Origin of the sequence: Mycobacterium yunnanensis (assembly GCF_025823185.1) — a bacterium.
In the GTDB taxonomy this organism is placed as follows: domain Bacteria; phylum Actinomycetota; class Actinomycetes; order Mycobacteriales; family Mycobacteriaceae; genus Mycobacterium; species Mycobacterium yunnanensis.
This window is the reverse complement of record NZ_JACKVK010000009.1, coordinates 347,472-365,500: the sequence shown is the minus strand read 5'-3', so window position 1 is coordinate 365,500 and position 18,029 is coordinate 347,472. Positions and strand designations below refer to the sequence as shown.

General features: G+C 68.5%; 8 protein-coding genes. 4 read left to right on the top strand and 4 right to left on the bottom strand.

The genetic code is table 11. The features are described from left to right. Positions 1 to 39: 39 nt before the first annotated feature. From pks13 to H7K45_RS18705, 3 genes are all read left to right on the top strand, one after another. Entirely contained in the window at positions 40 to 5,406 is a 5,367-nt protein-coding gene (pks13, locus tag H7K45_RS18715) for a polyketide synthase Pks13 (RefSeq protein WP_263997386.1), read from the top strand. Continuing rightward, positions 5,403 to 6,983, top strand: coding sequence for an acyl-CoA carboxylase subunit beta (locus H7K45_RS18710; RefSeq protein WP_263997385.1), 1,581 nt, complete (start codon positions 5,403 to 5,405; stop codon positions 6,981 to 6,983). Before pks13 ends, H7K45_RS18710 begins: the two co-directional genes overlap by 4 nt. A gap of 128 nt (positions 6,984 to 7,111) precedes the next feature. Next, the gene (locus tag H7K45_RS18705) at positions 7,112 to 8,830 is read left to right on the top strand and encodes an HNH endonuclease signature motif containing protein (protein WP_263997384.1); all 1,719 of its coding nucleotides are present in this window, start codon (positions 7,112 to 7,114) and stop codon (positions 8,828 to 8,830) included. Between the two features lie 295 nt (positions 8,831 to 9,125). On the opposite strand, the gene H7K45_RS18700 is transcribed toward H7K45_RS18705, so the two are convergent. Both H7K45_RS18700 and H7K45_RS18695 read right to left on the bottom strand, forming a co-directional pair. After that, complete coding sequence (locus H7K45_RS18700; protein WP_263997383.1) at positions 9,126 to 10,004, bottom strand: MBL fold metallo-hydrolase; 879 nt, start codon at positions 10,002 to 10,004, stop codon at positions 9,126 to 9,128. A gap of 24 nt (positions 10,005 to 10,028) precedes the next feature. Beyond that, positions 10,029 to 10,904, bottom strand: coding sequence for an LLM class flavin-dependent oxidoreductase (locus H7K45_RS18695; RefSeq protein WP_263997382.1), 876 nt, complete (start codon positions 10,902 to 10,904; stop codon positions 10,029 to 10,031). A 96-nt stretch (positions 10,905 to 11,000) separates the two neighbouring features. On the opposite strand from H7K45_RS18695, the gene H7K45_RS18690 reads away from it, so the two are divergent. Then, positions 11,001 to 11,552: a TetR/AcrR family transcriptional regulator gene (locus tag H7K45_RS18690; protein ID WP_263997381.1), complete on the top strand. Its 552-nt coding sequence runs from the start codon at positions 11,001 to 11,003 to the stop codon at positions 11,550 to 11,552. Here H7K45_RS18690 and H7K45_RS18685 read toward each other — a convergent pair. Together H7K45_RS18685 and H7K45_RS18680 are read right to left on the bottom strand one after the other, a co-directional pair. Further along, a complete protein-coding gene (locus tag H7K45_RS18685; RefSeq protein ID WP_263997560.1) occupies positions 11,542 to 14,703 on the bottom strand; it encodes an arabinosyltransferase domain-containing protein in 3,162 nt (1,053 codons plus the stop codon). The two genes, H7K45_RS18690 and H7K45_RS18685, sit on opposite strands and share 11 nt — an antisense overlap. Positions 14,704 to 14,723: 20 nt before the next feature. Further along, positions 14,724 to 17,981, bottom strand: a complete 3,258-nt coding sequence (locus H7K45_RS18680) for an arabinosyltransferase domain-containing protein (RefSeq protein ID WP_263997380.1) — start codon at positions 17,979 to 17,981, stop codon at positions 14,724 to 14,726. Positions 17,982 to 18,029 lie beyond the last annotated feature (48 nt).

Genomic DNA, 18,029 nt, shown 5'->3' with positions numbered 1-18,029 from the left:
GGTCCACCCAGGCCGCACCCGGCGAAAGTGACTGTGAACATGACTGAATCGCTCGACAATTCGCCAGTGCTCGCCGGGGCCGACACGTCGTCGCAACCGGCTCGTACGGACAAGACGGTCCCCGAGCTGCGCGAGTTCCTCCGCACCTGGATCGCCGACGCCACCGGGCAGTCCGCCGGCGCGATCGACGAGTCCGCGCCGATGGTCGAGCTGGGCCTGTCATCGCGAGACGCAGTCTCGCTGGCCAGTGACATCGAGGATCTGACCGGCGTCACGTTGACGGCGACCGTGCTGTTTCGCAATCCGACCATCGAGTCCCTGGCGACGGTCATCGTGGAGGGCGACCCCGAAGACGAATCCCTCGTCGACGAGGGCTACGACTGGTCGCGCGACAAGGACGTCGACGATATCGCCATCGTGGGCATCGGCACCCGCTTCCCCGGTGACCTGAACACGCCGGAGGAGATGTGGCGCGGCCTGCTCGACGGCGTCGACGCCATCACCGACTTGCCCGAGGGTCGGTGGGAGGAGTTCCTTGGCGATCCCCGGATCGCCGAGCGCGTCGCCCGGGCGCACACCCGCGGCGGCTACCTGTCCGACATCAAGGGTTTCGACTCCGAGTTCTTCGCGCTGTCGAAGATGGAGGCCGACAACATCGATCCGCAGCAGCGGATGGCCCTCGAATTGACGTGGGAAGCGTTGGAGCACGCCAGGATTCCGGCGTCGAGCCTGCGCGGTGAGACTGTCGGCGTGTTCGTCGGCGCCTCGAACAACGACTACAGCTTCCTGTCGGTCTCGGACGCGTCGGTCGCACACCCCTACGCCATCACGGGAACGACGAGCTCGATCATCGCCAACCGGGTGTCGTACTTCTTCGACTTCCGCGGGCCGTCGATGGCCATCGACACGGCCTGCTCGTCCTCCCTGGTCGCCGTGCACGAGGGCGTCAAGGCGCTGCGGGCCGGCGATGCGGACGTGGTGCTCGCCGGCGGCGTCAACGCGTTGATCACCCCGCTGGTCACCATTGGCTTCGACGAGGTCGGCGGTGTGTTGGCCCCCGACGGGCGCATCAAGTCCTTCTCCTCGGATGCCAACGGCTACGCCCGCTCCGAGGGCGGCGGCATGTTGGTGCTCAAGCGCGTGGCCGACGCCCGCCGCGACGGTGACGAGATCCTGGCCGTCATCGCAGGCAGTGCGGTCAACCACGACGGCCGCTCCAACGGCTTGCTGGCGCCCAACCCGGACGCGCAGGCCGACGTGCTGCGCAAGGCATACAAGGACGCGGGCATCGACCCGCGCTCCGTCGACTACGTCGAGGCGCACGGCACCGGCACCATCCTCGGCGACCCGATCGAGGCCGACGCGCTGGGCCGGGTCATCGGCAAGGGCCGCGCCGCCGACAAGCCCGCACTGCTGGGTGCGGTGAAGTCCAATGTGGGACACCTGGAGTCGGCCGCGGGTGCGGCCAGCCTGGCGAAGGTCGCGCTGTCGCTGAAGCACGACAAGCTGCCGCCGTCGATCAACTACGCGGGTCCCAACCCCTACATCGACTTCGACAAGATCCACATCAAGGTCAACGACGTCGTCGCCGACTGGCCGCGCTACAGCGGTCACGCGATTGCCGGTGTGTCGGGCTTCGGCTTCGGTGGCGCCAACGCCCACCTGGTGGTGCGCGAGGTGCTGCCGTCCGATCTGGTCGAACCGGAGCCGGTCGTGGAAGCTCCTGCGCCGCAGGAGAAGTCCGATGCCAACGCCGTGTACGTCGGCGGGGTGCGGGTGGACGAGTACGGCGACATCCTCGATGAGGATGACGACGATCTCGACGTGCCCGCCGCTGCAGTCGACGCCGAGCCCGAATTGCCGGGACTCACCGACGAGGCGCTGCGCCTGATCGAAACCGCCCGCGAACGACTCGAGGCCGCCGAGCCGGCGAAACCGCTGGTCCCCCTTGCCGTCTCGGGATTCTTGACCTCACGCAAGCGGTCGACTGCCGCCGAGTTGGCGGACTGGATCGACAGCGAGGAAGGCCGAGCCGCGTCTCTGGAGTCGATCGGTCGCTCCCTGTCGCGACGCAACCACGGACGTTCGCGCGCAGTGATTCTGGCTCACGACCACGACGAGGCGGTCAAGGGGCTGCGCGTGCTGGCCGAGGGCAAGCAGTCACCGTTGGTGATCGCCGCCGACGGGCCCGTCACCAGCGGACCGGTCTGGGTGTTCGCCGGGTTCGGTGCTCAGCACCGCAAGATGGGCAAGAGCCTCTACCTCCGCGACGCGATCTTCGCCGAGTGGATCAACAAGGTCGACGCCCTGATCCAGGACGAGCGCGGCTACTCCGTCGTCGAGTTGATCCTCGACGACGCGATCGACTACACCGACGAGACCTGCGACTACCCGATCGAACTCGTTCAGACGGTGATCTTCGCCATCCAGATCGCACTCGGTGAGCTGCTCCGCGCGCACGGCGCGAAACCCGGTGCGGTCATTGGGCAATCGCTCGGCGAGGCGGCCGCGGCCTACTTCTCCGGTGGTCTGTCGCTGGAGGACGCCACCCGCACCATCTGCTCGCGCGCCCACCTGATGGGTGAGGGCGAGGCGATGCTGTTCGGCGAGTACATCCGCCTGATGGCGCTCGTCGAATACTCCGCCGACGAGATCAAGACGGTCTTCTCCGACTACCCCGGCCTTGAGGTGTGTGTATATGCCGCACCCACGCAGACCGTCATCGGCGGCCCGCCCGAGCAGATCGACGCGATCATCGCCAGGGCCGAATCCGAGGGCAAGTTCGCCCGCAAGTTCCAGACCAAGGGCGCCAGTCACACCCAGCAGATGGATCCGTTGCTCGGCGAGCTCTCGGCCGAGATCCAGGGCATCGAGGCGCACCCGCTGCAGACGGCGTACTACTCGACCGTCCACGAAGGCAGCCTGATTCGGGCTGGCTCCGACGCCATCCACGACGTGGACTACTGGAAGAAGGGGCTGCGGCACAGCGTCTACTTCACCCACGGCATCCGCAACGCCGTCGACGACGGTCACACCACGTTCCTCGAATTGGCACCAAACCCCGTGGCGCTCATGCAGGTTGGCTTGACCACCGCGTCGGCGGGTCTGCACGACGCGCAGCTCATCGCGACCTTGGCGCGCAAGCAGGACGAGGTCGACTCGATGACCACCGCCATGGCGCAGTTGTTCACCCATGGCCACGATCTCGACTTCCGCACCCTCTTCGCGCCCGGCGAGTACGCCGACATTCCGCCCACGCGGTTCAAGCGCAAGCCGCATTGGCTCGACGTCCGCTTCTCCGGTGACGGCGCCACCGTGGTGCCTGGCACGCACGTCGCGATGCCCGACGGCCGGCACGTGTGGGAGTACTCCCCGCGCGCGACCACCGACCTCGCCGCGTTGGTGAAGGCCGCTGCGGTGCAAGTACTTCCGGACGCCAAACTGACCGCGTACGAGCAGCGGGCGGTCCCGGCCGACGAGGCTCGTCTGGTGACGACGCTGACCCGTCACCCCGGCGGCGCGACGGTGCAGGTGCACGCCCGGATCGACGAGTCGTTCACCCTGGTCTACGACGCCATCGTGACGCGCGCGGGTCAGGCGACGTCGTTGCCGACCGCGGTCGGCGCGGGCGCGGCGATCTCCGAGGTGGCCGTCGCGCAGCCGGTGGCGGTCGTCGAGCCTGATCCCGAGCCCGAGGATGACGCGGCCATCCTGCAGGACAACCTCACTGCCGGAGCGGGTTTGGCGGCCGGCTTCGCCAAGTGGTCGCCCGAGTCGGGTGAGACGATCGCGCAGCGGCTGGGCACCATCGTCGGCAGCGCCATGGGGTACGAACCCGAGGACCTGCCGTGGGAGGTGCCGCTCATCGAGCTGGGCCTGGACTCGCTGATGGCGGTGCGCATCAAGAACCGCGTGGAGTACGACTTCGACCTGCCGCCGATTCAGCTGACCGCGGTGCGCGACGCCAACCTCTACGCCGTCGAGAAGCTGATCCAGTACGCCATCGAGCACCGCGACGAGGTCGACCAGCTCGCCGAGGTGCAGAAGACGCAGACCGACGAGGAGATCGCGGCCGCTCAGGCCGAGCTGATGGGCGGAGCCACCACGGTGGCCGAGCTCGAGGACGTGCTCTCCAAGAAGGCCGCCGAAGCGGGCATCCCCGTCGACGGGGACGCCCCCGCTCCGCCGCCCGCACCTGTCGAGACGGCGGGCATCGTCCCGCCTCCGCCACCCCCGCCGACCAATCCGGCCGGCCCGGCGGCCGAGGCCAAGACGCCGAACCTGGCCGGTGCGGCTCAGGTGCTCAACCAGCAGGCCATCGCGGAGGCGCTGAACTCCGACGTGCCACCGCGTGACGCCGCCGAACGCGTGACGTTCGCGACGTGGGCGATCGTGACCGGCAAGTCGCCGGGCGGCATCTTCAACTCGCTGCGCGAGCTGACCGACTCCGAAGCGCAGAAGATGGCGCAGCGTCTGTCCGAGCGTGCCGAGGGCACGATCACCGTCGACGACGTCAAGAAGGCGCAGACCATCGAGGAGTTGTCCACGACGGTCCGCGAATTCCTGGAGGCCGGCGAGCTCGACGGGTTCGTGCGGACCATCCGCAAGGCCGAGCACGAGAGCGACGTTCCGGTCTTCGTGTTCCACGCCGCGGGCGGGTCGACGGTGGTCTACGAGCCGCTGCTCAAGCGGTTGCCCGCGGGCACGCCGATGTACGGGCTCGAACGCGTCGAAGGCACCATCCAGGAGCGGGCCGCGCAGTACGTGCCGAAGCTGCTGGAGCTCAACGGCGACAAGCCCTTCATCCTGACCGGCTGGTCGCTGGGTGGCGCGCTGGCCTACGCCTGCGCGATCGGGCTCAAGCAGCACGGCGCCAACGTGCAGTTCGTCGGCCTCATCGACACCGTGCGTGCCGGTGAGGAGGTGCCGCAGACCAAGGAGGAGACCCGCAAGCGCTGGGACAGGTACGCGGAGTTCGCCGCCAAGAACTTCAACGTGGAGATCCCGCCGATTCCGTACGAGGAGCTCGAGGAACTCGACGATGCGGGCCAGGTGCAGTACGTCCTGGACGCCGTGCAAAACGCCGGCGTACAGATCCCGGGCGGCATCATCGAGCACCAGCGGACGTCCTACCTGGACAACCGGGCACTGGAGACGGTCGTGATCGAGCCGTACGACGGCCACGTCACGCTCTACATGGCGGACCGCTACCACGACGACGCGATCAAGTTCGAGCCGCGTTACGCCATCCGTCAGCCCGACGGCGGTTGGGGTGAGTTCGTCTCCGATTTGGAGGTCGTCAACATCGGGGGCGAGCACATTCAGGCCATCGACGAGCCGTACATTGCGAAGGTCGGCGCGCACATGAGTGAGGCGATCAACCGCATCGAGAGTGAGCACAAGTGACCCAGGAAGCGGCCCCCGTCGCCAGCAGAGCCCACACCACGGCCGAGAAGTTGGCCGAGCTCCGTGAACGGTTGGAGCTCGCCAAGGATCCTGGCGACGAGAAGGCGAAGGCCCGGCGCGACAGGAAGGGCATCCCGAGCGCCCGCTCGCGCATCCACGATCTGCTCGACCCGGGCAGTTTCCTCGAGATCGGTGCGCTGGCCCGCACTCCCGGTGATCCCAACGCGTTCTACGGCGACGGCGTCGTCACCGGGCACGGCACGATCAACGGACGTCCGGTCGGCGTCTTCAGCCACGACCAGACGGTGTTCCAGGGGTCGGTCGGGGAGATGTTCGGCCGCAAGGTGGCCAGGTTGATGGAGTGGGTCGCCATGGTGGGCTGCCCGATCATCGGCATCAACGACTCCGGTGGCGCCCGCATCCAGGACGCCGCGACGTCACTGGCCTGGTACGCCGAGCTCGGCCGGCGCCACGAGATGCTGCGCGGCCTGGTGCCAGAGATCTCGTTGATCTTCGGCAAATGCGCTGGCGGAGCGGTCTATTCGCCGATTCAGACCGACCTCATCGTGGCGGTGCGCGACCAGGGCTACATGTTCATCACCGGGCCCGACGTGATCAAGGACGTCACCGGTGAGGACGTCTCGTTCGACGAACTCGGCGGTGCCGACGTTCAGGCGCAGCGCGGCAACATCCACAAGGTGGTGGAGTCCGAGAGCGCGGCCTACCAGTACGTGCGGGACTACCTGAGCTTCCTGCCGCCCAACCACTTCGACAACCCGCCGATCGTCAACCCCGGGCTGGAACCGGAACTCACGCCGACGGATCTCGAGCTCGACACGATCGTGCCGGACTCGGACAACCAGGCCTACGACATGCACGAGATCCTGCTCCGCATGTTCGACGACGGCGACGTCTTCGAGCTCTCCGAGCTGCGTAGCCCGTCGATGATCACCGCGTTCGCGCGGGTAGACGGTCACCCGGTCGGCGTCATCGCCAACCAGCCGCTGAACAACGCAGGCGCCGTGGGCAACGAGGCGTCCGACAAGGCGGCCGGGTTCATCCGGTTCTGCGACTCGTTCAACCTGCCGCTGGTCTTCGTCGTCGACACCCCCGGCGCCATGCCGGGTCTCGAGGAGGAGAAGGGCGGCATCATCAAGCGCGGTGGGCGGTTCTTCAACGCCATCGTCGAGGCCGACGTGCCGAAGGTGACGTTCGTGATTCGCAAGGCCTACGGCGGCGGCTATGCGGTGATGGGCTCCAAGCAGCTGTCGGCGGATCTGAACTTCGCGTGGCCGACAGCCCGCATCGCGGTGATCGGTGCCGAGGGTGCTGCCCAGCTTCTCGTGAAGCGGTTTCCCGATCCGACCGCGCCCGAGGTGCAGAAGATCCGGGCGGACTTCATCGAGGGTTACAACCTCAACTTGGCGACGCCGTGGATCGCCGCGGAGCGCGGTTACATCGACGGTGTCATCGAGCCGCACGAGACGCGCCTGCTGCTGCGCAAGTCGATGAAGTTGTTGCGGGACAAGCAGAACCGCAACAAGACGCTGCGCAAGCACGGCCTGACGCCGCTGTAGTTCCGCTCACTAGCACACACCTCCGACGATCTCGGCAGCTTCGGCGGGGTTGTCCACAGTCCGGCGTTCATCCACAGAACGCCTGTCGCAGAACGGTTTTCGTCAGACACCCGGCCTAGGCTGGGTTCATGTTCGACGATCTGGTTGACGCGACGACCGGCACCCGCGGTGCCGGGGCGCTGTCATCATGGGCGCGGGTGGAGAACGCGGCCTGCGCTCAACGGGTGGCGACGATGGCCGCCATGCTCGACGAGGCACATGCCGTGTCGGGGTCGGCGGATCGCGACCAGTGGTGCCTGGACAACCTCGACGCCGTCGCCGCCCACATCGGTGCCGCCCAGAACATCACCCCCGGCACCGCCTCCCACCAACTGTTGATCGCGGTCGCACTACACGAACGGTTCCCCAAGGTCGCCGCGGTGTTCGCGGAAGGCCTGATCACGTATGCGTTGGTGAAGACCGTCGTGCAGCGCGGCGCCTTGGTGATCGACCCCGACGCCCTGCGGGCGTTGGACGCCCTGCTGGCCGAGGCGTTCGGGGACTGGGAGCCGAGGTCGGTGGACAAGACCGAGAAGGCCGTTGACTCGTTCGTGGCCCAGGTCGACCCGCACGCGGTGCGTCGTAGCGAGGCCAAGGCGCGGGGCCGGTCGGTTGAGGTGCACATCGAGGAGGACGGCAGCGGCCTGGCCACGGTGTTGGCCACCCTGTTCGCCCACGACGCGAAGGCATTCGAGGGCCGATTGAAGAACCTGGCCGCCACGGTGTGCTCGGGTGACCCGCGGACCGCCGACCAACTCCGCGCCGACGCCATCGGTGCCCTCGGGACCGACCGCATGGCGTGCCTGTGCGGCAACGACGACTGCCCGGCCGCGCAGAACCCGCCCGCCACGGGGGTGGTCGTCTACGTCATCGCCAGTGAGGACACGCTCGCTGATCCGACCGCGACACCCGAATCCGAGCCGCCTGCGCCGAGGCCCGAGAGCCCCGCGCCGCGACCGGAAGCCCCCGAAGAGGCCGACGCCGAGGAGTCCACCGCGCCAGCCCTCGACAAAGCAGATGCCTCGCCGAAATGCGAGGACTCTGCGCCTCAGGGCGAGTCGCCGCCGACCAGGCCCACTCCCTCCTCAGCGGCGGCCGAGCGTGCCGCCATTGACGGGGACGAGCCGCCGCTCTTCGACAAGCCGCTACGCGACCTCACCCTCACCGAGGCCCTCACCCCGGCACCCGGATACTTCGCGAAGCTGCGTCCCGGGGCGATGATGGGAGGCCAGTTCCTCCCGGGCGCGATCGCCTGCCGCGCCACTATCGGGGCCACGATCACCCCGATCGTGCACCCCGGGCAAGCGCCACCGGAGAACCGGTACCGACCATCCAAGCGGCTGGCCGACTTCGTGCGCTGCCGCGACATGACGTGCCGCTTCCCGGGCTGCCGCGTGCCCGCCAGCCAGACGGACATCGACCATACGATCCCGTGGCCGCACGGACCGACCGCGGCATCCAACCTGAAATGCGTCTGCCGTCGACACCACCTGCTCAAGACCTTCTGGGGTGGTGAGAATGGTTGGCGGGACAGGCAACTCGAGGACGGCACCGTCATCTGGACCGCGCCCGACGGACGAGAGTTCGTCACCACGCCGGGTAGCAGGCTGTTGTTCCCCGAACTATGCAGACCTACTGCCGCGGTCACAGCGACGGGAAGACCTACACCGCACACCGCGGGGCTCACCATGCCGCGACGCAGCAGCACCCGCGCGCAAGACCATGCCCAACGCATCCAACGTGAGCGCGAGCTCAACCAATCGGACGATCCTCTTGAAGGTTCAATAGGTCAACTAGGGATCACTTAGTCGTCCAGGGTAAGGGAGTAATGCCCAGGCCCGGTTTGGAAGCAATCTGCATAGCTGATGCCGGCTGCCCTCGCCTGTTTCTCCGCGGCCTGGCAAGCCGTCTTGTTCGTCCCGTAGTCGATGGTGTCATAGGCGTGGGCGGCGGTTGCCTCGATTACGGATACGACCACCCGCAAGGGCGGCGCACGAGACCAGCTTGCGATACGACATCATGCGGTAGATCCTCCCCAGATCTGGACGAACATAGTTTGCCAGAAACGCCACTCGGTCACTTACCAAACGGTCTGGACGACCCCTAGATACTTGGCAGCGCCAGCCACTCGACGACCTCGAAGCGGTCGCCCCGAGCCACCAGCGTTGCCCCGCCGTGGCCGGGGTAGTGCGCGGGGATCACGGAAGCGCGCGAGCGCGAGGCCTCGGTGAAGACACGCTTGCGGGAGACTGCGGCCGCGGCGGCGTCGACGTCGAATCCGCAGGGATCGTCAGGCCGGGGAATCTGGATCGGGCAGTGCGTCATGTCGCCGACGAACACCGCGGGCCGGCCCGCGTCGAGCCACAGCACCGACGACCCCGGGGTGTGGCCGGCGGCGGGGCGCAGCCGCAGCGACTCGCTGATCTGAAGGTCGTCCGACCACGTCTGCATCTGATCGGCCACCGGAAAGACGCTGTCTTCGAACACGATTCGGGACCCCGTCGTGGCGCCGGGCCCGTCCGGGGCGAAGAAGCGGTAGTCCGCCTCGGGCATCAGGTAGCGGGCATTGGGGAACGTCGGCACCCACTGGCCATCTACCAGCCGCGTGTTCCACCCGACGTGGTCGGTGTGCAGATGCGTGTTGACCACCACGTCGACCTCGTCGGCGGCCACCCCGGCCCGCTCCAAGGCGCCGAGGAAGTCCGTCTGCAGCCCCGCCAACGCCGGAAGGTGCGGCCGCTCACGGCCGTTCCCGCCGCCCGTGTCGACCACCACGGTCAACCCGTCGACCTCGACCACCCAGCTCTGCAGGGCCACGCGCCACCGCCGACTCGCTGGATCGTAGAACGTCGGCACCAGCAGGTCGGCCTCGTCGGCCCACGCCTGCTCCGGAGTCTCACCGAACAGCCCTGTGCCGACGTCGAACTCCCACTCCACCACGCGCGTGATCGTCGCCTTGCCCATCGGGATGCGGTCGGTCATCGCTCGACCCTACGACGGTCCCCGTCAGACGAAGGGGCGAACGAGTTCGTCGACGACCCACCGAGCCACGCCGTCGGGGTAGGGATTCGGCAACCCGAGGATGACATGGCGGAAGCCGGCGTCGAGCGCTCGGCCGATCGCATCACGGGTGTCGTTGGGCTCGTCGTAGGACACCGCCACGTGCATCGAACGCTGAATGGATGCCGGATCACGCCCGATCTCCTGGCAGTAGCGGTCCAGCAGGGTGCTGCGCTCGACGGCGTCCGCGAGATCCCCGCCGGGGATGTTCCAGACGTCGGCGTGCTCGGCGACGACGCGCAGCAGCTTGGTCGAGCGCCCACCGATCACGACGGGCGGATACGGCGTCTGCACCGGCTTCGGATTGCCGAACGCGCCGGTGACCGTGACGTGCGCGCCGGTGAAGTCGAACGGCCGATTCTCGGTCCACGACTTCTTGATCACCACGAGCGCCTCGGCGAGGCTGGCGACGGAGTCGGTGAAGTCGTCGTACGGCAGACCGTTCGCCTCGTACTCGCGTCTGGCCAGGGGGTGGCTAGGTCGCGACCCGGCGCCAATGCCGAAGTCGAGACGCCCTCCGGACACCACGTCGACGGTGGTGGCGATCTTCGCCAGCAGTGCCGGGGGCCGAAAGCGGTTGCTGGTGACCAGCAGTCCCAGCCGCAGTCGGCTCGTCTGAGCTGCCAGCGCCGAGAGCAGCGTCCACCCCTCGAAGATCGGACCGTCGAGATCGCCGGCGATCGGCAACAGGTGGTCGAACAGCCACGCGTGCTCGAGGTCGGGGAGGGCGTCCGCCTCCCGCCACACGCGCTGCACCTCGGCGTAGGTGACCTGTTGCGGAGCCGTAGCGATGCCGAACCGCACCGGGGATGTCGTCGTCACGGAAGTGCCTCCTCGAGGCGGGTAGGGTGCGAAGCGGAACAATGTTCCTCATATCGGACTATACGGAACCATGTTCCGTTTGACCAGGAGTGGCTCATGACGGCGCCGCGCAAGCGTTCGGACGCTCGCCGCAACGAGGAGGCCCTGCTCGCGGCGGCGGCCGCCGCATTCGTCGAGTCCGGAGTCGACGTTCCCGTGCGTGACATTGCGGCCGCGGCCGGCGTCGGGGTCGCCACCATCTACCGACACTTTCCGACGCGCGCCGACCTCATCGTCGCCGTCTACCGCCATCAGGTCGAGGCAACCGCGGAGGCGGGGCCAAACCTGTTGGCCAGCAGCGACTCTCCCTACGACGCCCTAGCGAAGTGGATCGACCTGTTCGTCGACTTCCTGGTCACCAAACACGGTCTCGCGCACGCCTGGCAGTCGGACTCCGCGGGTTACGAAAGCTTGCACGCCTACTTCCTGAGCCGGCTGGTTCCGGTGTGCGAGCAGCTCCTCGCCGCGGCAGCCGACCAGATCATCCCCGACGTCGACGCCCTCTGGCTGATGCGCGGCGTCGGCAACGTCTGCATCGGCGCCGACGGCGACCCGGGTTACGACGCCCGCCGCATGGTGCGGGTGATGATCGCGGGCCTCAGGGCTTGATGCGGATCTTCCCGGGCGAGTACAACCCGCTGTGCGTGGCCGATCCCAGCTCGATCTGAGCCGGCTGCGCCTCGACGACGGTGTCGAACTTGCGCAGCGAGCCCCAGTCTCGGCCCCAGTCGTGGTTCAGGTAGGTCGCCATCAGGTTTTGTCGCAACAGCAGGTCGGTGATGCCGAGCAGTCCGCCGTTGAGGCCGTCCTGCCAGGTGTCGGTGTCCTTGCGCTTGGCGTTGTAGTCCGGCGTGATTCGGAACTTCGGCACCTCGGTGACCCCGTTGGAGTGCAGCATCGGCTGCTGGCACGGGAACGCCAGCCCGACCGCCCAGTCCATCAACACCGGTTCGGTGGAGCCCACGTACTGCTGCACCGTCTTCAGTTCCGGCACGCGCGGCGGGGTGACGGCAATCCAGTCACCCGGAGTCAGTGAGAGATCCTCGGCCACGATTCGAACCGAGGTGGCGTCGGCCGGAATCTGCGAGCGGTCGAAGCGCAGGTTGCGCCACGACGGGATCGGCCCGATGTCGTAAGGCGTGACGCGACCCGCGGCCTGCGGTTGCCCGCCGGGACCCGCTGTGCCGTACTCCAATTCGACGCGCTGCCCCTCGGTGGCCCCGTTGAAGACGCTGTTGCCGGTGATACTGCCCGCGGCGGTGACGACCACCAGTGGGTGGGCGGAGTCCGCTGCCGGCAACTGGTACCACGCCGAGGTGAGGCGACTCTGTTGCTGCGCAGGACCGTTGACGTACGAGCCCGCCAACGGCACGCGCCGAGGATCGAGGCCATAGGGCAGCGGCACCGTCGACCCATTCACCCCGGGCCTCGACAGTTTGACCGGTGCGTCCCAGTCGTAGTCCGTGCCCGGGGTCGGCAGATCGCTGCGGATGGCCTCGGCGACGATGTGGTCGGGGACCCCGCTGGGGGTGAACCCCACGGCGCCGGTGCCACCGAGCGCTCCGAGTGGGCCGTAGTCACCCGGCATCGCCGCCAGGAAGCCGGCGTTGGCGTCCGGTTCGACGAGGACGTCGTCGGCCAGGCCGCAGCCCCCGGTGAACGCCTTGAGGTTGGACGCCCCGTTCGAGTAGGTCGGGTACTGCCGCACCACGCCCGCCAGCATCGACGCCACGAACACCACGACCATGAAGCCCGCGACGATCGGAATCGGTGCCGCGGTCACCCAGCGCACCACCTTGCTCTCGGCGCGGTCGCGGCCGAAGTGCAGCCAAAACGCCCACAGCGCGGCAATGCCGAACAGCGCGAAGAAGATCGAGCTGACGGTCACCCCGCCGACCTTCGGCATCGCGTTGTTGAACGGCACGCCGTAACTGGAGACGTACCACCAGCCGTTGGTGCTCGAGAAGGTCAGCGCGGTCACGAACAGCAGCGCGGCGACGAAGGTCATCCGGTTACGCGCCGAACGCAGCACCACCGGGGACACCAGCACCGTGGCGACGGCGGCCATCGCTGCACCGACGGCGGCGAACAGGCCGAAGTGGTGCACCCACTTGGTGGGGGTGAACATCAGGAAGAACATGGTGCCGAAGATGATGCCGACGAGGCGCCACACCGGCCCGCGGGCGACGCCGGGCACCCGTCCACGCCGCAGCATGATGAACAGCGACGCGAAGAGCGACAGCGCGGTGATCATGAACCCGAAGCGTCTCGACAACGATCCGTCGACCGTCGGCAGGATCAGGTAGTAGTACCGCAGGTTCTCGGTGTACCACGCCTGGCTTGGGCCGATCGCCGTACGAATCCTGGTGGCCTCCAACACCGTTGCCAGGGTTTGATCGGCGAACACGACGGTCAGGATGATCGTGCCCGCCGCCAGCAGGGGCAACACCAACGGCCAGGTGCCGACGACGCGGTGCCGTCGCACCAGGATGCGCAGCAGCGGACGTCCACCGGCCAGCAGGGCCGCAACGGCGATCAGGCCGGTCGGCTGGATGCCGAGCGTGAACGCGGCCGAGACGATGGCCAGCGCGGCGGGGGTGAGCCTGCCCGAGATGATGGCCCGCTCGATGAGCACGTAGGTGATCAGTGCGCCGGTCGCGATCTGGCCCTCGGGGCGCAGACCGTTGTTGAACGGCATCCACGCCGCCATGAGGACCAGGCCCGCGGCCCACGTCGCCGACCGGCTCGAGACCACCGACGGCCCAAGCCGCGGCAGCACCTCACGCGACAGCAGCAGCCAACAGATCAGAGCACAGATCAAGTCGGGCAGGCGCATCCAGATGCTGGCGTCGCTGACGTGGGTCATCAGCGCCAGCACGTTGTAGAACCACCCGAACGGATCCTCGGGGCTGCCGAACCACCGGAAGTAGTTCGACATGTAGCCGGCGCGGTCGGCGACGCGGGCCATCTGCAGGATGTAGCCGTCGTCCGACGAGTTGGCCCCGACGACGTGCCAGATCAGGAACCCGCAGACCACCACGACGTCGGTCGCCGAGAACGTGCGCCACCGCGACGGGATGATCCGTTGCATGCGCCGGCCGTCGAGCTGGTCCAGCCGCCACAAGGCCACCAGTGCGATGACGGTGGCCACCATCGCCAGCAGCATCGCGCCGAGCTTCAGCGCGGTCGGCTTGGTGGTGAAGCGGGTGTCCACGGTCGCCGACACCGAGAGCCCTTGCGGCGCAGGTCCGCTCAGGTCGGTGAAGATGCCGACGAAGTTGGGGCGCAGGTTGGGGTCGACGAACCCGGATCGGAAGTCCTTCTGCGGGTCGGCCGGATCGCTCATCCCGGGGAACGTGGCGAAGGTGCCGGCTTCCGACGAGGTGATCTCCAGTCGGGTGCACTCGGGCCCGAGCACGCGGGACATCGGCATGGTGGCGATGACGACGTTGCGGTCGGTGACGGTGACCCGTTGATCGGAGCGCTTGGAGCTGACGTTGACGAACAGCGAGTTCAGCGCCGCGTCCTTGGCGGTGGCCGGGGCGGTGCCCAACACCGTGCCGCCACCGCGATTTGCCATGTCGCGCAACACGTCACAGGGCACGGTGGCCGTCATGGTGACCGGCGTCAGTGTGATGAGCGGGGCGGTCACGTCGTTGACTTGGCCGTTCTGGGGCCAGTTCACCGTGGCCGTGGTCTGTACGACCGGCAGCAGCGGAAACAGCACCGACAGCACGAAGCCGATCAGTCCCGCGATCATCGCCACCCAGCGGGTAGTCCTCACTTGTCCGTCTCCAGTGGCAGGGCTCGGATGGGTCCGCGGCGCGTCCAGCCCAGCACGGTTTGGGTGCCCTGGTCGACGGTGGCCTCCGGCGCGGCGGTGGCCGACACGATGCGGTCGTAGCGCTCGATGGTGCCCCAGTCGCGGTACCAGTCGTCGCGCAGATAGGTCGGGACGGTGGACGTGCGCAGCAGCGCCTGGATGTAGAGGAACGGGCCACCGTCGTCGGCGGACTGCCACTGATTCGACGACACCACGACCTGTTTGGCGTTGGGCAGGATGCGGTAGTCCGGCAGCTCCGCGACGCCGAGGTGCTGCGATGCCGGGCGCTGGCACGGGAAGTTCGCGGCGGTTGCGATGTCCATCAGCACCGGAGTCGTCGACCCCAGGAATTGCTGGGCGGACTCCAGGGCAGGCACGCGCGGTGGGGTGAACGCGAACCACTGGTCGGTGGACAGGTTCGGGTCGTCGGCGACGATGCGGGCCACGTTGGCCTCCGGCGGCGCCGAGGCCAGCGGGAAGCGCAGGTTGCGCCACGCGCGCTGTGGCACGAGGGGATCGATGGGCTCCACCGCGGCCAGCGGGCGGAAGCTGCCGTCCGGATTGCGCACGCCCCACTGCAGTTTCAGAGACTGACCGTAGTTGAAGTCACCCTCTTCGTTAGCCGACCAGATGGCGCCGGCGGCCGAGACGGTGACCAGCGGACGGTCTGGTGTGCGCGGCGGCAGTTCGTACCACGCCGACGTCGCCTTGGCGGCAGCGGTGTTCTCGCCGTAGCTGCCCATCACGGGGGTCCGGGCGGGGTCGAGTCCGAAGGGAAGGAAGACCCGCGAGCCGTTGACGCCGACCGGGCCGTAACCACCGCCGGTGCCTGCGGAGAATCCGATCCCCGAGTTGGGCTTGTCGGGTGACCCCGGCGAGTTGACGGTGCCCGGGTTGGCGGTGACGGGCTCGGGTGGCAGCAGGGTGTCGCTGACGCCGTTGGGGGTGAAGCCCTGCGGGTCGGTGCCGCCGAGGGGTCCGTCCGGACCGAACTGCTGCCCCGAAACGGGTTGCAGCAGGCCGGCATTCGGGTCGGTCTCGACCAGCACGTCGTCGGCCATCGCGCAGCTGGTGGCACCGAGGCCGGAGGCCAGTGCGTCGACGTCGGCCCTGGCGGTCGTGTAGGCGGGGTAGCGCCCGGCGGCGCCCTTGACCATCGACCCGACCTCGAGCAGCACCATCAGCGTCGCCACCACCAGCAGCGGGGTGGACGCCAGCACCCGGTTGCGCCGGGTGTTCTCGACCTCGACGTGCCCGGTGTAGTCCATCCGGAAGTGCAGCCAGCCAGCCAGCAGGCCGCAGGCGATGGCCAGGCCGAGGAACATCGACGTGACGGGCGTGCCCGCGACGAGCGGCTGCTTGTCGAACCACGGCACGCCGTAGTTGCCGACGTAGAACCAGCCGTTGATCCCCGAGGTCGCCCACGCCAGCACGAACAGCAGGGCCGTGACGTACAGCGCGAGGTTGCGTCGGCTGTGCAGCCCGACGCGGGAGAAGGTGAAGGCGGTGACGGCGCCCAGCGCGCCGGACAGCCCCGCGAAGGCGCCGAACTGGATGGCCCACTTGGTCGGGGTGAACGTGAGCAGCAGCAGGCCGACCGCGGTGGTGCCCAACAACCGCCAGACGGGCGCGGTGGCCATGCCGGGCAGGCTGCCGCGGCGCAGCATCACCGCCAGCAGTCCGAACAGGCACAGCAGGAGGATCAGCACCGAGAACCGGCGGGTCAACGAACCGTCGACGCTGTCCTCGACGGTCAGGAAGTAGTAGCGGAGGAACTCCTGATACCAGGAGATCGTCGGGCCGACGGTGTACTTGATGCGGGCCGATTCGGCGACCGTCGCCAGCGTCTGGTCGCGGAAGACGATCACGAACACCAGCGACAGCGACGCGGCGAAGGCGGCCAGCGGAGCCAGCAGGCCGGTCGGCCGGTTGCGGACGTTCCGGACGATGGCGCGAGCGCCAACCAGCAGCGGGGCGAGTGCGATGAGGCCCTGCGGGGCCAGCGTGACGCTGAGCATGGCGACGACGATCGCGACGGCGGCAGGCCACGAACGGCGGGCGCCGATCGCGTACTCGACGAGGACCCAGGCCAGCAGCGCGCCGAGCGCGATGAGGGGTTCGGGTCGCAGCCCGTTGTTGAACGGCAGCCAGGCGGCGAGGAACACCGCGGCGCCGGTCCAGACTGCGACCCGGTTGGCCGCCAGCCGCCCGCCGAGCCGGGGCAGCACCCATCGACTCAGCAGTAGCCAGGTGACCAGGCCCGCCACGGTGGCGGGCAGCCGCATCCACACCCCGGCGGTGCTGATCGCCGACAGGTGCGCCAGCACGGACGGGTACCAGTCGAAGGGCGCTTCGGTGGCGCCGAAGTAGCGGTAGTAGTTGGCGACGTAGCCCGCGTCGCCGGCGACGCGCGCGATGGTCAGGTTGTAGCCGTCGTCCGAGGAGATCGCACCGACGACGTGCCAGAGCAGCAGGGCGCCCACGACGGCTCCGTCGGCAAGCCAGGTGGCGACTCCGGCCCGCCAGAAACGGCGCAATCCACCGGTGACCCGGCGGCTGGAGCGGTCCAGCAGGGCCAGCGCCACGATCGAGCCCACCGTGGCCAGGACGCCCAGCACCATCAGCGCGGTCTTCAGCGGGGTCGGAGCGGTGACGAAGCGGGTGTCGACGTCGACGCGGGCGGACAGCCCCTGCGGACCGACCCTCATGTCGGTGAACAGCCCGGCCACCTGAGGCTTCTTCTCCGGGGCCAAGGTCCCGGTGGCGCCGGGAATGCCGACGAAGTCTGCGCCGACGCCACCCACGTCGGCCCAGACGTGCAGCGAGCTGCAGGCGCCGGAGGCCACGGCCGTCCGGGGCGCAACGGCGGCGACCGAGTCACGGAAGGCGACGATGACGCTGTCGGCGGTGGCCCGGACGAACAGACCGTTGCGGCCGGCGTCGATCCCTCCGTCGGGGATCGTCGAGAGGACGACGCCACCGGCGGCGGGCAGCGTCGCCATGGCCTGGCAGGGGATGGTCGCGTCGAGCGCCAGCGGCGCACCGGAGACCAGCGGAGCGGTCACGTCGGTGATGAGGCCGTCGGTTCCGAGCCCCTGTGGCCACTGGATCGTGGCCGTCGTCTGCTTGACGGGAAGCAGTGGGGTCAGGGCGCATAGCAGGAGTCCCAGGGCCCCCGCGACGATCGCGATGAGTCGTAGGGTCCGGGCGGGCACGAGGTTCGATGCTAGGCGACGCACTCGTGTGCGCCGCGCCGCCATGCG